The following is a 14,456-nucleotide window of genomic DNA, read 5'->3' as shown; positions in this document are numbered from 1 at the left end:
CCCTCTTATTTATATTATATGTATTCTGAAATTTAAATTAACCTTTTCCGAAGCTTACAACAACCCAGTCATCGTTGCCGAGATGATAAGGATTTCCGCAATACGGGCAGTTGCGTTCTCTTGTTGCATCAAAGCTTGCGCCACAGCTTTTACAGGTTACTTTTTTCATTGTGAAAACTCCGTCATCCATGGCGTTCACACTTCTGCAAACGGTAAGCCTGAACTTTTCGTTTTTAACCCTAAATGAAGAATTTTTGTTCTTCACGGTCGTTGCGTAAACGGTCATATCAACATAGCAACAGCCGTTTGTGACATTGAACGAATTAAGCTTTGACACACCTCTGTACTTGATATCAACAATATCTCCGAAAGGATTTTCCGTCGGAGCGCCCTCATAAACTGCGAGGTTTGTGTAATCATCGCTGAAAATCATAATCTTGAGCAAAGCAAGCACCTTGCCGATAAAGTATTCATATGAGAAGTTGGGATTAACCTCTTTCATAAGCCACGGAAGTCTTTTCTGACAATTGAAGTGCGGACCTATCATAGGAATGCTCTTTGCCGCACCGACAAAAAGTCCGAAAAGCGTTTTTAATGCCCATGCAAGGTAACCTGCCAAAAGTCCGCCGAGCAGAACAGGGATTACTCTGATGCCGATTTCATAAAGCATATTTGCGGTTGCGGGATCAAAGGTTCCGTCTTTTACAACCGTCCATACCGTAAATGCCGCAACGGCGGCAATTCCGCCGAGAAGGTACGGTGCAAGCACCTTTTTGGTTGACTTGTTCGCAAGCGAATAGGTTTTTACAAAGTAGAAGTTTGTAACCTTCGGGAACAAATCGTCCATAATAAAGCGAGTTTTGCAGTTTTTACAACCGTCGAGAAGCTCTCTTACACTGCTTACCGCACCGCAGTTCGGACACGAACACGCAACCTCGGAATTTCGGTTTTCAAGCCTTGTAATCATTGTGTAGAAGAAAAATCTGTCCTTGATTTTTTTCTTTTTCTTTCCGTCTTTAAAGTATTTCTCCGTAACCTCATATGTCTTTGACGCAATGTTACTCTTACATTCGCCCATATCGTAGGCAGTACAAGCATTTACGGGGACTTCATTCTTCACCGTTTCCTTATCGGTAAAGGCGGTCTGAATCTTTACACCCTTTTCGTCAAGTCTTTTCTTCTGTAGGTCAAGCGCAAAGTCAAGGTCGATTGACGCAATATCCGGATTTTTGCCCTCATTGCACCACAATTCGTACTCATCGACAAAGCGGTTCATTATTTTGTTATCTGAATCGGAGCCGTAAACTATACCAAACAAAATTAAATCACCCTCACATATTGTACCGTTTTATTCCTGAAAATTTTGCAGTAAAACAGCGAAATGGCGGGTTAGTTAAAACCCGCCTCAATTTATATGATTAAATTGCCTGTTGTTCGCCTATCATCCGAAAGCGGCTGTGAACGGCTTGTCATTGTAAATTCTTGCGATAGCCTCCGCAAATGTAGGAGCAACAGGAAGAATTGTGAACTTGTCAATCATCTTTTCCTTCGGAACAGGAATTGTGTCAAGAAGAACAACTTCCTTAATTGCACTGTTGCGAATTCTCTCAATTGCAGGACCTGAAAGAACTGCGTGAGTAGCACAAGCGTAAACCTCTGTTGCACCGCCCTTTTCAACAATAGCGTTAGCGGCATTGCAGAGAGTACCTGCTGTGTCGATCATATCGTCAACGAGGATAACCTTCTTACCCTTTGCGTCACCGATGATATTCATAACCTCACAAACATTAGCCTTCGGTCTTCTCTTGTCGATAATAGCAAGACCTGTGCCGATTTTTGATGCGAAGTTTCTTGAACGGGTTACAGAACCGAGGTCGGGAGATACAACGATATAATCATCATTGTTGCCGCCGATTTTCTCTCTCATATGGTTGGCAAGAAGTGACGCACCCTGAAGGTGGTCAACAGGAATGTTGAAGAAGCCCTGAATCTGATTTGCGTGAAGATCCATTGTAAGCACACGGTCAGCACCTGCACAGGTGATGATGTCTGCACAAAGCTTAGCCGAGATCGGATCTCTTGCCTTAGCTTTTCTGTCCTGTCTTGCATAGCCGAAGTATGGCATAACAACTGTGATTCTTGCAGCAGACGCACGCTTCATGGCATCAATCATTATGAGCATTTCCATAAGATTGTCGTTGACGGGAGCACAGGTTGACTGAACAATAAAGCAGTCGCTGCCACGAACAGATTCGTGAAGAGAAACAGAGATTTCGCCGTCCGAGAACTGTGTACAGTCACTCTTACCAAGCGGCAGACCAAGACAGCCTGCAATTCCCTGAGCTACATCAACATTTGAACTGCCGGTGAAAATTTTAATGTCCTTACCGTGAAAATTCATTGCAATAACTCCTTTGAATTTTAATGTGTGTAGTATATGTTTACCAATGATTAACCGAACAATCAGCAGCTGTAACCCTTTGCTCTTGCAATTTCGTTAAGCTGTTCAAGCTGAGCCGGATCATTTGCACCCAGAACCGTATCACTGCACTGAGCCGTGAATGCTCCGACCTTTCTTCCGTCCTCAAGCAAAAGCTTGATTGCGTCGGGAAGATAATATTCCTTTGCGCTGTTATCCGACTTGATTCTGTCGAGAACCGAAAGAAGAAGTTGACAATCAAACCAGAAACCGCCAGAGTTTACTTCATTTATTTTGAGAGTTTCCTCATCAGCGTCTTTCTGCTCAACAATTGCACGCAGATTTCCGTTTTCGTCACGGACAATTCTGCCGTAACCTGTCGGATCGTCAACCCTTGCGGAAATAACCGTTGCGGCACAATCGTTCTCAATATGAGCCTTTAGGGAATCCTCAATAGTCTTGCTGTCCATAAACGGAGCGTCGCCGTTGAGAATAACAACATTGCCGCTGTGCTTTTTAAGAAAATCCTTTGCCATCATCACAGCGTGGCCTGTTCCGAGTCTTTCAGCCTGAAACACGCTTTCAACGGAAAAATTGAGAGTTGAAAGATACTCCTCAATACACTCTTTTTTAAAGCCCTTGACCACACAGATGTCGTCAATGCCGGCTTTCCTTAAAGCCGACATAACCCAGCAGAGCATCGGCTTGCCGAGTACCTCCGACAATGTTTTCGGCTTGTCGGATTTCATTCTTTTGCCCTCGCCGCCTGCGAGGATAACGGCACAATTCTTCATTTTTTCTCCTTTTATCTGTGACAAAACAACAAAGATGCAGACAGTCCTGTCACAAGACACTCGTTCATACCATAATATTATCTCACAAAAATCACAAATTTCAAGAGAAAATTACAAAATTCGGGCAAAAAAAGGCATTTTAAACGATTTATACAATATTGTCGAAAATAAAACTCGTTTTTTATAAGAAAAAAGTTTGAAAAAAATATAGCTATTTTGACCAAAGTTTGTTATAATATTCGATAGGCTTATACAAGCAGGCAGGTTTTACCAAGGGGTAAGTCTGCCACAGCCGTATATCTTAATTTATTTTTAGGAGGATTACCAGTTATGGCAAACAAATGGGTTTACCTTTTTACAGAAGGTAATGCTAACATGCGTGAGCTCCTCGGCGGTAAGGGTGCCAACCTTGCAGAAATGACAGGTCTTGGACTTCCTGTACCACAGGGCTTCACAATTACAACAGAAGCTTGTACTCAGTATTATGAGGACGGCAAAGAAATCAACGCTGAAATTCAGGCTCAGATTAACGAGTACATCGAGAAGATGGAAGAGATCACAGGCAAGAAGTTCGGCGACAAGGAGAACCCCCTCCTCGTTTCAGTTCGTTCAGGTGCTCGTGCTTCAATGCCGGGTATGATGGATACAATCCTTAACCTCGGTCTTAACGAAGATGTTGTTGAAGTTATCGCTAAGAAGTCAAACAACCCTCGTTGGGCTTGGGACTGCTACAGAAGATTCATTCAGATGTATTCCGATGTAGTTATGGAAGTAGGTAAGAAATATTTTGAAGAGCTCATCGACAAGATGAAGGCTGAGAGAGGCGTTACTTACGACGTAGAGCTTACAGCTGACGATCTTAAGGAGCTTGCAGGCCAGTTTAAGGCTGAATACAAAGAGAAAATCGGTCAGGACTTCCCTGACGATCCTAAGGAACAGCTCATGGGCGCAGTTAAGGCTGTATTCCGTTCATGGGACAACCCTCGTGCAAACGTTTACCGTCGTGACAACGATATCCCTTATTCATGGGGTACTGCCGTTAACGTACAGTCAATGGCATTCGGTAACATGGGTGACGATTGCGGTACAGGTGTTGCATTTACAAGAGATCCTGCTACAGGTGAGAAGAAGCTCATGGGTGAGTTCCTCATCAACGCACAGGGCGAAGACGTAGTTGCAGGTGTTCGTACTCCTATGCCAATTGCTAAGATGGCTGAAGAGTTCCCGGAAGCTTTCGAGCAGTTCCAGAATGTTTGTCAGACACTTGAAAACCACTACAGAGATATGCAGGACATGGAGTTCACTGTTGAAAACAAGAAGCTCTATATGCTCCAGACAAGAAACGGTAAGAGAACAGCTCAGGCTGCTCTTAAAATTGCTTGTGACCTCGTTGACGAGGGCATGAGAACAGAAGAAGAAGCTGTTGCAATGATCGATCCTCGTAACCTTGACACACTTCTTCACCCACAGTTCGATGCTGCTGCTCTTAAGGCTGCTACACCAATCGGTAAGGGCCTCGGCGCTTCTCCTGGTGCTGCTTGCGGTAAGATCGTATTCACAGCCGAAGATGCTGAAAACTGGAACGCTAAGGGTGAAAAGGTTGTTCTCGTTCGTCTTGAAACTTCACCTGAAGACATCACAGGTATGAAGGCTTCACAGGGTATCCTCACAGTTCGTGGCGGTATGACATCACACGCTGCCGTTGTTGCTCGTGGTATGGGTACATGCTGTGTATCAGGTTGCGGTGACATCGCAATGGACGAGGCTAACAAGAAGTTCACACTCGCTGGCAAGGAATTCCACGAGGGTGACTACATTTCAATCGACGGTTCTACAGGTAACATCTACGACGGCGTTATCCCAACAGTTGACGCTACAATCGCAGGTGAGTTCGGCAGAATCATGGCTTGGGCTGACAAGTACAGAACTCTTAAGGTTAGAACAAACGCTGATACACCTGCTGACGCTAAGAAGGCTCGTGAGCTCGGCGCTGAAGGTATCGGTCTTTGCCGTACAGAGCATATGTTCTTTGAAGAGGACAGAATTGCTGCATTCAGAGAGATGATCTGCTCAGATACAGTTGAAGAAAGAGAAGCTGCTCTTAACAAGATTCTTCCTTATCAGCAGGGCGACTTTGAGGCTCTTTATGAGGCACTCGAAGGCAATCCTGTAACAATCAGATTCCTTGATCCGCCGCTTCACGAGTTCGTTCCTACAGAGGAAGCTGACATTGAGAAGCTCGCAGCTGCTCAGGGCAAGAGCGTTGAAGACATTAAGACAATCATCGCTTCACTCCACGAGTTCAACCCAATGATGGGTCACCGTGGCTGCCGTCTTGCAGTAACATATCCTGAAATTGCAAAGATGCAGACAAAGGCAGTTATCCGTGCTGCTATCAATGTTCAGAAGGCACACGCAGACTGGACAGTTGAGCCTGAAATCATGATTCCGCTCGTATGCGATGTTAAGGAACTCAAGTTCGTTAAGAAGGTTGTTGTTGAAACAGCTGACGCTGAAATCGCTGCTGCAGGCATCGACCTCAAGTACGAAGTTGGTACAATGATCGAAATCCCAAGAGCTGCTCTTACAGCTGATGAGATTGCTACGGAAGCTGACTTCTTCTGCTTCGGTACTAACGACCTTACACAGATGACATACGGCTTCTCAAGAGATGACGCAGGTAAGTTCCTCAACGCTTACTATGATGCTAAGATCTTCGAGAACGATCCATTCGCTAAGCTTGACCAGACAGGCGTTGGCAAGCTCATGGAAACAGCTATCAAACTCGGTAAGCCTGTAAACAACAAGCTCCATGTTGGTATCTGCGGTGAGCACGGCGGCGATCCTTCTTCTGTTGAGTTCTGCCACAAGATCGGTCTTGACTATGTATCATGTTCACCGTTCCGTGTTCCGATTGCTCGTCTTGCTGCTGCTCAGGCTGCTATCGCAAACAAGTAATTCCGCACACCGGATGTATTGACAGGTAACTTAATACAAGTTTAATCCTGATATAAAATCAGAGGCTGTGAAGAAATGAAGTTTAAGACTTCATTCTTCGCAGCCTCTTTCAATTTTGGTAAAACTTTTGTGAAATAAGTTACAAATTAAAGGCAAGGTGAATATCACAGCTTTTTTTCTGCCTTGCATTTGCAATGCATTTTTAGCTGATTTTCGCGTATTTCAGCATATTTTAGCATACAAAAGATATAAAAATAACCGCACTAAAAAGCTCTAAAATGGCTTCTTAGTGCGGTTTTTCTTTGGTGCGCCAACAGGGACTCGAACCCCGGACCGACCGGTTATGAGCCGGTAGCTCTAACCAACTGAGCTATTGGCGCATATTCCGTTTACAGTCTGACAAATCAATAAACTTCAAAATCAATCCGCCACATTTTGTAACCGAACCACGCGAATAGTATTATAACAAACTTTTCCTTCGTTGTCAATGATTTTTGTATTACAATATGCTCGGAGTTACTTTGGAAATTAACGCTCATTGAATTTATTCTTTTTAAATTCAAGATACTTTATATAATCAAGCACATTGTCGCAGTCCGCTTTGGTAAATGATTGAGGAAGCGGAAGGGAACGGTTATTGCGGTTGAACGAAAGCGGTTCGTCAATCAGACCGATTAGGTAATCGACCGACACATCAAAAAGCTTTGCAATGATTATTTTTGAATTATCGTCGGGGTCACTGCGGTTACATTCGTAGGATGATATCGTGTAGTGTGACACGCCCAAAAGCTCCGCAAGCTGTGCCTGCGACACTCCATGGTCTTTGCGAAGTTCCTGCAAGCGTTCACCAATCATAATATCACCTCATACCTTTAATAATTTAATTATAAGTATTTTGCGAATTATTGTTTGAAATTATGAGAAATTTTAGAATTTTAATTGACAAGTGTGAAAATCTACATTATAATTCTCATATAAGCTGTGAATTTTCACAGTAATTTTAAGGAGGAATTATTTATGTATTGTCAAAAATGCGGCAAACAAATTGCTGACGGAAGTGTATTTTGTCAGCACTGCGGCGCACAAATAGGAAATGTTGTATCAGATAATTTTTCTAATCAAAATGCAAATCAAAATTTTAATGTACAGCATACCGAAAAGCATGAAGAACCAATAAAAAACAAAGAAGAATTTATTGCCGATTTCCGCGCAAAGCACCCTGAACGAATGGTATATATAGTTATATTTATTATTTTAGAAATTGTTTCAACAATCGTATTTATAATGAATGTATCATCTTATATAGATCATCACCGTGATGAAAATCTCACAGGTATGATGATTGCGGCATTTCTCGAAATAATTGCAATAATTTTTGCATGTGCAATTCAAAAAGTAAACGCATCGGCAAATAAAGCATTTGACAGTTATATTACAAAAGAAAGCCGCGAAAAAACGAATGTAAGTACAAAATGGCTGTGTCCGAAATGCGGAAATTCAAATCCTGCCAACATAAGATATTGCTCAAACTGTAGTTGTCAAAAGCCGAATTTTGAACCGATTTCGGCTCAAACCGATGTTTGGCAATGTCCAAAGTGTGGAAAGATAAATCAAAATTATGTCGGAACATGCGGTTGCGGCACAAGAAAACCATAAAGCGACAGGCTGTACGAAATTTGTACAGCCTGTTTTTATGTGTGGGTATTAAAATATAGCGGCTCGCCGTGCGGGCGTCCAATGAACGCCCCTACTGATAACTTTGCTTTTACACCGACATTTTGTCCCGTATGGCAGTAAGGATTTTCTTTTCTCTGCGGCTGATTTGAACCTGCGTCATAGAAAGAATTTTGGCGGTCTGGGTTTGGGTTTTGCTTTGATAGTAACGCAGTTGGATTATTTTTCTGTCGGTGTCGCATAGGGATTTTACCGCCTGTTCAAGCGACAATCGTTCCGAGATTTCGTCCTGAATATCATCTGTCGGGACATCAAGCTGTGGGTTGCCCTCGCTGTCATATTCGGCAGTCAGGGAGAGCGGAACTCTTGCGCTGTTAAGTGCGTCAATGATTTTTTCCTCGCTTGTATCAAGCCTTTCGGCAAGCTCGCTCACGGTGAGTTCTCTGTCGTTTTTCAGCCTGCTTTCATTGTTAAGCCTTGATATCGCAAGCGAAAGCTCCTTTAATGTGCGGCTTACCCTGACTGCACCGCCGTCACGGAAAAGCCGCTTTATTTCGCCCATAATCACGGGGAAGGCATAGGTTGAAAACTGCAGGTTACGGCTTTCATCAAAGTTATTTATCGCCTTTGCAAGTCCAAGACACCCCGATGCGAAAAGCTCTTCGTACTCTATTCCTTTGCCTGAAAATCGTTTGCAACAGGCATGGACAAGCCCTATATTTTTATCGGCAAGTTTATTTTTATCGGTCATTTTCTGAACCTATAATTTTTTCAAGAGTTACGGTTGTTCCGCTGTCGGGCTTTGAACGGACACGCACCTTGTCGCAAAAGCTCTGCATAACTGCAAAGCCGAGTCCCGCCCTCTCCTCTTCGGGAGCGGTTGTAAACAGCGGTTCCATTGCCTTTTTTACATTGGGAATACCGCAGCCTTTGTCACGGATTGTGATTATCACCTTGTTTTCGGCGGTGATTTTTCCGTTTATGTAAATCATTCCGCTTTGGCGGCGGTAGCCGTGAACAATGCAGTTTGTCACAGCCTCGGACACAGCGGTTTTCAGGTCGCTGAGTTCGCTGACAGTCGGGTCAAGGTTCATTATAAACGCAGACACTACGCTCCTTGCAAAAGCCTCGTTACAGCCTTTTGACGGCACGCAAAGTTTCATTTCATTTACTGTTTTCATCTCAACACCCCCAGACCCTCAAGCCCCGACATTTCAAACAGTCTGTACAATCTGTCGGGAATATTGATTACACGCAACGCTCCGCCGACAAGCTTCATCTGACGGTACCGTCCCATTACAAGACCTATGCCCGATGAGTCCATAAACGACACCTTGGAAAAATCAAGGCACAAAAGCTTAGGTTTGTTTGTCTGAACGGCGGCGTCAATTTTCGTGCGTATCTCTGCCGCCGAATCGTGGTCGATTTCGCCGTCAATATATGCCGTGAGAATGTTGTTTTTAAATTCCGTTTTCAGCAATTTTATCAGTCCTTTTCAAAAATAAAAGCTCCGCACCTGTTATCTTAATGATAATAAGTGCGGAGCAAAAAATTTGTTTTATTCTGTTGTAACGAAAAATTTACTTTTCGGCTGATTCGTTTTCAGCCTTAATTTTATTGATGATATACGGACGAATTTCGCCTGCAAGGTAGAGCGAACCACAGATTACAACTGCACAATCGGTCTTTTCAGCCTGTTCAAAAGCCATATCAAATGCGTGTTCGGCACTTTCAAAGGTTACCGTATCGTCAACAAATCTTGCATACTGTTGCATAAGCTTTGCAGGGTGCATTGCCCTTGGATTGTGAACGGGAACTGTGTAAACTCTGTCAAAAACTCCGTCAAGCAGTTTTACCGAAGTGCTGACATCCTTGTCGGCAAGCATCCCCGTGATTGCAATTATATACTTATTCGGAAGGAATTTTTGGATTGCCGATTTAAGCGCCTCAATTCCGTTAGGATTGTGAGCACCGTCAAGCAGAACAATCGGCTTTTCGCTCAACAGCTCAAGTCTTGCGGGGTTGACAGCCTTTGCAAAACCGTTTGCAATCTGCTCATCTGTTATTGAAATCAGAGAATTGCAACGGAGCATATCAAGTGTCGCAAGTGCGGTTTTTGCATTTTCAAGCTGATGATCACCCGAAAGCGGAAGATAAATTTCAACACCGTTAAACATAAAGCGACTGCCCTTTAAGGTGGTTTCGATGACATCAATATTAACGCTCTCGCTCGTTGCAAGCGGGATTTTCTTTTCTCTTGCAGTTGATTCAATAACCTTCATTGCACGGATATCCTGCTTTGAAGTAACCGCCATTGAGTCGGGCTTGAAGATTCCGCATTTTTGCTGTGCAATTTTTTCAATTGTATCGCCGAGAATTGCCGTGTGGTCAAGTCCGATTGTGGTGATAACGGCACAAAGCGGTGATTTTATAGTATTGGTGCAGTCGAGCAGACCGCCCATTCCTGTTTCAAGAACAACAATGTCACAATCTGCATTTGCGTGTATATAAAATTGAAGAGCGTTGACATACTCAAATTCTGTGATGATTGTGCCCTCTTCACGCAGTTGCTCGATAATAGGGAAAGTTTTTTCAACCGCATCCGTGAGAACGGACTCGCTCACCATACAATTGTTTATTTGTATCCTCTCACGAAAATCCGTGATATACGGTGAAATGAACAAGCCTGTTTTGTAGCCTGCCGCAACAAGTGCGGATGAAAGCATAGCACAAACCGAGCCTTTGCCGTTCGTACCTGCAATGTGTATAAATTTCAGCCTGTCCTGCGGATTTCCGAGCCTGTCAAGTAAAATTCTCATTCGGTCAAGTCCCGGACGAGAACCGAATGTCAAAAGCGAATGAATTTTTTCAACAGCGTTTTCGTATGTCATTTACAACAGCTCCCTGTAAATCTCATTTTTCTTAAAGCCTGTTATACTTGCCGCCTCTTTTGCCGCCTCGGTGGGCTTTGCACCGTTTTCAATCAGCTTGCGTGCGGTTTCAACCGCAAATTCAAGGGTGTATTCTTCGGATTTTTTCTCTTGCTTTTTGCCCTCAAGCACAAGCACAAATTCGCCCTTCAGACTGCCGTCCGCATAATTTTCCGCAGCATATTTTGTTGTGGTGCGGATTACTTCTTCGTGAATTTTAGTGAGTTCACGGACAATCGAAAGCTTTCTGTCACCGAAAAAGCTGTACAAATCTCGGAGAGTTTGCGGAAGCTTGTGTGGTGCTTCGTAGAAAATCATTGTTCTGTGTTCGTTTTTCAGGCTGTCAAGATGCTCGCTGCGGCTCTTTTTGTTCACACTCAAAAAGCCTTCAAATGTAAATCTGCCTGTTTCAAGTCCCGAAACCGCAAGTGCGGAAATCACGGCACTCGGTCCGGGAATCACCACGGTTTTTATTCCACGCTCCTCGCAGAGCTTTATCAAATCTTCACCCGGATCGGAAATGCACGGCATTCCGGCGTCCGTCACAATTGCACAATTTTCGCCCTGTTCAATTCTGTTGCAGATGATTTCGCCGCGCTCACGCTTGTTGTGTTCAAAATAGCTTACCATAGGCTTTTTTATGCCGAAATGATTCAATAGCTTAAGCGTTACCCTTGTGTCCTCTGCCGCAATGAAATCAACCGATTCGAGGGTTTCTGCGGCTCTCGGTGAAAAATCTCCGAGGTTGCCGATCGGCGTTCCCGTTACATACAAAATTCCGCTCAATTTATATAGTCCTCCTTGTAACTGCCGTAGATGTTCAGCATTTCTTCGGAAAAGTTTCCGCTTTCGTCCTCAATAAAAAGGGTTGGCATAACCTCAAGAAATCCCCTTTTGCCGCCCCTTCTGCCTTCAAGCAAAAAGAGCTTCGGAGCTTTTGACTTTCGCTGTTGAACAAGTCTTAATTTTTTCGGCTCAACCGAATATTTACGCATTGCCTCCATTGCGTCGGCGAGTCTTTCGGGGCGCTGACAAATGCAGAGCCGTCCTCCAAACTGTAAAAGCGACGAACCGCAGCGGCACACATCGTCAAGCGTACATTCGGATTCGTGCCTTGCAACAAGCTTTGCGTTTTCGGGATTTGTAATTCCGCCTCCGCTGATTTTGTAGGGCGGATTGCAGGCAACAAGGTCAAACGAGCCGAGCGGCAATGCACCGTCAAGCTTGTTTAAGTCCGAGTTTACAATTCTGATTTTATCCTGAAGATTGTTGTATTCAAGACTTTGTGAAAACAGCCTGCAGGCATTCTCCTGTATTTCTACCGCCGTTATATCAAGGCGGTTGTTGTTTTTGTACCACAAAAGCGGAATCGTTCCGCAACCCGTGCCGAGGTCAACACATTTTTTCGCACCGATTTGCTTTGAAAAATCGGCAAGTAAGATTGTGTCCGTTGAAAAACGGTAGCTGTCTGACACATATATTTTAATACCGCCGCCAAGCGGTTCAAGATGTTTATTATTCATCGGTATTCCCCTGAAAACAGTAATTAAAAAGCGGCAAGGAAATCCCTGCCGCCTGTCTTTGTGGATTAACCCTTAATCAGCCTTCCTGTGGAGCGCCAACGGGGCAAACTTCAGCACATGAACCGCAATCAACACAAGCGTCTGCATTGATTTCATACTTGCCGTCGCCTTCTGAAATAGCCTCGCAAGGGCAGTTATCTGCACAAGCACCACACATGATGCAATCGTCACTGATAGTATATGCCATAGGGAAATACCTCCTTCATAAATTTCACCTTTATTGTAACATAAATTTTGAAAAAAGCAACCTTTTGGAAAAAATTTTATATTTTAAACTAAAAACAGTTCTTTTTTACTGCAACTTGACGAACGCTGTACACATTACAAAAAATTATTCAAGTTCCTTGAATTTTTCCATTTCCTTTTTGTCAAGCTTGATGTAGCCGTCCTTGACAAGCTTGCATTGCTTGACTGTGAACGATTTCGGAGCGGCATCTTCGGGAGTGTTGTTGAGCTTAACCTTTAAAGTTCCTGCAATCAGGTTGTTTTCAACAACAAGACCTCTGCCTTCGGGAGTATTTACAATTGCTCCTACCTTTGGGGTGTGTTTAAGAAGGTCTGTGTATGCCTCCTGTTCATATTTAAGACAGCACATAAGTCTGCCGCAGGTTCCCGAAATTTTAACGGGAGAGAGTGACAGGCCCTGCTCCTTTGCCATTTTGATTGAAACGGGCTGGAACTCACCCATAAAGCTTGCGCAACAGAACGGCTTACCGCAGATACCGAGTCCGCCGAGCATTTTTGCCTCATCACGAACGCCAATCTGGCGAAGCTCAATTCGTGTTCTGAATACACTCGCAAGGTCTTTTACAAGGGCGCGGAAGTCAACTCTTCCGTCAGCTGTGAAGTAGAAAAGAATTTTGCTGTTGTCAAATGTGTATTCAACATTTACAAGCTTCATTTCAAGCTTGTGATGGGCAATTTTCTGTTCACAGATTCTGTATGCGTCCCTTTCCTTAAGCTTGTTTTCAGCAAGGTGATTGAGGTCTTTTTCGGTTGCAATTCTGATTAACGGCTTGAGCGGATGAGAAATCTCCGCATCGTCAACGGTCTTGTTAGGAGTTGCAACCTCCCCGCACTCAAGACCTCTTGCCGTTTCAACAATTACCCTGTCGCCTGTGTTAAGCTTATTGTCAAGCGGATCAAAGTAGTACACTTTGCCAACTTCTTTAAATCGTACTCCGATTATCTCTGCCATGAAATCCTCCTGTATTCTCCGCACAGCCAAGTTGTGAGGAGATTTATATTTATATGTTTCGGTATTTTCAGTTTTGCGTTCTCGGTCAGCTCAATCATTGAAATCAGCTTTGCCCGAGTAAACCGTCTTGCAAGCTCCCCTGCGCACTCTTCGTCAAAAACCGCATCAGCTCCAATGCTCTTTGCCATTCCGTCACGCAGAAACAGCTTTACTGCAAGCAGAATTTCGTCCGCAAGGCTTTTGTCGCTGAGGGCATAGAGTGCCTGCATCAGTTCGTACTCCTTTGCCGATAGAATACCTTTTATAATTTTCCTTGCCCCTTCCACAGCGTCTTCGCTGAAAACATCTTTCGTTTTCAGGCGGAACACGCTTGCGCGTGAAAGAATTGTCGTGAGCAGTTTTTTTGAATTTTCACAGAGCAGTATAAAATATACATTCTGAGGCGGTTCCTCAAGAAGTTTAAGAAATGAATTTTGAACAATCTCCGACAGTCTTGTGTCGGCAAACGGAAATATATACACCTTTGCGTTTGAATCGTTCGGCTTGATGATTGAATCCTTGATTATCTCCCTCATCTGCTCAATTGAATTTTGCTTTCTGTCCTTTGGGAGTTCAACATATTTAATGTCAGGGTGTGCCTTATTCCTCGCCTTGTGACATTGTTCACAACTGCCGCAGGGCTTTATCGGTGCGGTACACACCGCATACATTGACAAAAACACGGCAAGGCTCATTGCCTTTTCGCTGTCCCTGCTTTCTATTACAACAGCGTGGGGAACTCTGCCCTGAATATCAAGGGTGTTGAAGGTTTGTTTTATATTGTCGTCAAAATCAAATCCGTCAAAATTCAAAATCCCACCTCCGCTTATTTATCACATTTAATTATATCATTTTATTTTT

15 protein-coding genes and 1 tRNA gene are annotated in these 14,456 nt (G+C 43.7%); 2 read left to right on the top strand and 14 right to left on the bottom strand.

Annotated features, from left to right (window positions below):
* Nucleotides 1-37: 37 nt before the first annotated feature.
* The 3 genes from QDI94_RS08995 to QDI94_RS08985 all read right to left on the bottom strand — a co-directional run bounded on the left by QDI94_RS08995 (nt 38) and on the right by QDI94_RS08985 (nt 3,213).
* Nucleotides 38-1,318, bottom strand: coding sequence for a hypothetical protein (locus tag QDI94_RS08995; protein WP_278868440.1), 1,281 nt, complete (start codon nt 1,316-1,318; stop codon nt 38-40).
* A gap of 123 nt (nt 1,319-1,441) precedes the next feature.
* Complete coding sequence (locus QDI94_RS08990) at nt 1,442-2,401, bottom strand: ribose-phosphate diphosphokinase (protein ID WP_278868437.1); 960 nt, start codon at nt 2,399-2,401, stop codon at nt 1,442-1,444.
* A 62-nt stretch (nt 2,402-2,463) separates the two neighbouring features.
* Complete coding sequence (locus QDI94_RS08985) at nt 2,464-3,213, bottom strand: sugar phosphate nucleotidyltransferase (protein ID WP_278868436.1); 750 nt, start codon at nt 3,211-3,213, stop codon at nt 2,464-2,466.
* A 330-nt stretch (nt 3,214-3,543) separates the two neighbouring features.
* On the opposite strand from QDI94_RS08985, the gene ppdK reads away from it, so the two are divergent.
* A complete protein-coding gene (gene ppdK, locus QDI94_RS08980) occupies nt 3,544-6,171 on the top strand; it encodes a pyruvate, phosphate dikinase (protein ID WP_278868433.1) in 2,628 nt (875 codons plus the stop codon).
* Nucleotides 6,172-6,474: 303 nt separating this feature from the next.
* Here ppdK and QDI94_RS08975 read toward each other — a convergent pair.
* Together QDI94_RS08975 and QDI94_RS08970 are read right to left on the bottom strand one after the other, a co-directional pair.
* Nucleotides 6,475-6,551: transfer RNA gene (locus QDI94_RS08975), tRNA-Ile, on the bottom strand.
* A gap of 148 nt (nt 6,552-6,699) precedes the next feature.
* Nucleotides 6,700-7,026: a helix-turn-helix domain-containing protein gene (locus QDI94_RS08970; protein ID WP_101029764.1), complete on the bottom strand. Its 327-nt coding sequence runs from the start codon at nt 7,024-7,026 to the stop codon at nt 6,700-6,702.
* A 162-nt stretch (nt 7,027-7,188) separates the two neighbouring features.
* Here QDI94_RS08970 and QDI94_RS08965 point away from each other — a divergent pair, with 162 nt between their 5' ends.
* On the top strand, nt 7,189-7,827 hold the full coding sequence (locus tag QDI94_RS08965; protein ID WP_176789791.1) for a zinc-ribbon domain-containing protein: 639 nt from the start codon (nt 7,189-7,191) through the stop codon (nt 7,825-7,827).
* A 109-nt stretch (nt 7,828-7,936) separates the two neighbouring features.
* Here the strand turns inward: QDI94_RS08965 and QDI94_RS08960 are convergent, their stop codons facing one another.
* The 9 genes from QDI94_RS08960 to QDI94_RS08920 all read right to left on the bottom strand — a co-directional run bounded on the left by QDI94_RS08960 (nt 7,937) and on the right by QDI94_RS08920 (nt 14,407).
* Nucleotides 7,937-8,596: a sigma-70 family RNA polymerase sigma factor gene (locus tag QDI94_RS08960; protein WP_278868430.1), complete on the bottom strand. Its 660-nt coding sequence runs from the start codon at nt 8,594-8,596 to the stop codon at nt 7,937-7,939.
* A complete protein-coding gene (gene spoIIAB, locus QDI94_RS08955) occupies nt 8,586-9,026 on the bottom strand; it encodes an anti-sigma F factor (protein ID WP_278868427.1) in 441 nt (146 codons plus the stop codon). The genes QDI94_RS08960 and spoIIAB overlap by 11 nt, the downstream gene beginning before the upstream one ends.
* Nucleotides 9,023-9,325 carry an STAS domain-containing protein gene (locus QDI94_RS08950; protein WP_278418222.1) on the bottom strand — a complete coding sequence of 101 codons (303 nt, stop codon included), beginning with the start codon at nt 9,323-9,325 and terminating at the stop codon, nt 9,023-9,025. Before QDI94_RS08950 ends, spoIIAB begins: the two co-directional genes overlap by 4 nt.
* A gap of 100 nt (nt 9,326-9,425) precedes the next feature.
* The gene (locus QDI94_RS08945; protein WP_278868424.1) at nt 9,426-10,736 is read right to left on the bottom strand and encodes a bifunctional folylpolyglutamate synthase/dihydrofolate synthase; all 1,311 of its coding nucleotides are present in this window, start codon (nt 10,734-10,736) and stop codon (nt 9,426-9,428) included.
* Entirely contained in the window at nt 10,737-11,561 is an 825-nt protein-coding gene (gene rsmI / locus QDI94_RS08940; protein ID WP_278474695.1) for a 16S rRNA (cytidine(1402)-2'-O)-methyltransferase, read from the bottom strand.
* Entirely contained in the window at nt 11,558-12,298 is a 741-nt protein-coding gene (locus QDI94_RS08935; protein WP_278474692.1) for a tRNA1(Val) (adenine(37)-N6)-methyltransferase, read from the bottom strand. The genes rsmI and QDI94_RS08935 overlap by 4 nt, the downstream gene beginning before the upstream one ends.
* A 76-nt stretch (nt 12,299-12,374) precedes the next feature.
* Nucleotides 12,375-12,545 carry a DUF362 domain-containing protein gene (locus QDI94_RS08930; protein ID WP_101029756.1) on the bottom strand — a complete coding sequence of 57 codons (171 nt, stop codon included), beginning with the start codon at nt 12,543-12,545 and terminating at the stop codon, nt 12,375-12,377.
* A gap of 144 nt (nt 12,546-12,689) precedes the next feature.
* On the bottom strand, nt 12,690-13,556 hold the full coding sequence (locus QDI94_RS08925; RefSeq protein ID WP_101029755.1) for a PSP1 domain-containing protein: 867 nt from the start codon (nt 13,554-13,556) through the stop codon (nt 12,690-12,692).
* A complete protein-coding gene (locus QDI94_RS08920; RefSeq protein ID WP_169923321.1) occupies nt 13,544-14,407 on the bottom strand; it encodes a DNA polymerase III subunit delta' in 864 nt (287 codons plus the stop codon). The genes QDI94_RS08925 and QDI94_RS08920 overlap by 13 nt, the downstream gene beginning before the upstream one ends.
* Nucleotides 14,408-14,456 lie beyond the last annotated feature (49 nt).

This window comes from Ruminococcus bromii (assembly GCF_928721825.1).
Classification (GTDB): Bacteria; Bacillota; Clostridia; order Oscillospirales; family Acutalibacteraceae; genus Ruminococcoides; species Ruminococcoides bromii.
This window is presented reverse-complemented; position numbering and strand designations above follow the sequence as displayed.

Bases quoted from the DNA above. Each gene is read 5' to 3' on its own strand.
- QDI94_RS08965 (WP_176789791.1), top strand. From the start codon at position 7,189: ATGTATTGTCAAAAATGCGGCAAACAAATTGCTGACGGAAGTGTATTT.
- ppdK (WP_278868433.1), top strand. From the start codon at position 3,544: ATGGCAAACAAATGGGTTTACCTTTTTACAGAAGGTAATGCTAACATG.
- QDI94_RS08925 (WP_101029755.1), bottom strand. From the start codon at position 13,556: ATGGCAGAGATAATCGGAGTACGATTTAAAGAAGTTGGCAAAGTGTAC.
- QDI94_RS08945 (WP_278868424.1), bottom strand. From the start codon at position 10,736: ATGACATACGAAAACGCTGTTGAAAAAATTCATTCGCTTTTGACATTC.
- QDI94_RS08985 (WP_278868436.1), bottom strand. From the start codon at position 3,213: ATGAAGAATTGTGCCGTTATCCTCGCAGGCGGCGAGGGCAAAAGAATG.
- QDI94_RS08990 (WP_278868437.1), bottom strand. From the start codon at position 2,401: ATGAATTTTCACGGTAAGGACATTAAAATTTTCACCGGCAGTTCAAAT.
- QDI94_RS08970 (WP_101029764.1), bottom strand. From the start codon at position 7,026: ATGATTGGTGAACGCTTGCAGGAACTTCGCAAAGACCATGGAGTGTCG.
- QDI94_RS08930 (WP_101029756.1), bottom strand. From the start codon at position 12,545: ATGGCATATACTATCAGTGACGATTGCATCATGTGTGGTGCTTGTGCA.
- QDI94_RS08960 (WP_278868430.1), bottom strand. From the start codon at position 8,596: ATGACCGATAAAAATAAACTTGCCGATAAAAATATAGGGCTTGTCCAT.
- spoIIAB (WP_278868427.1), bottom strand. From the start codon at position 9,026: ATGAAAACAGTAAATGAAATGAAACTTTGCGTGCCGTCAAAAGGCTGT.
- QDI94_RS08935 (WP_278474692.1), bottom strand. From the start codon at position 12,298: ATGAATAATAAACATCTTGAACCGCTTGGCGGCGGTATTAAAATATAT.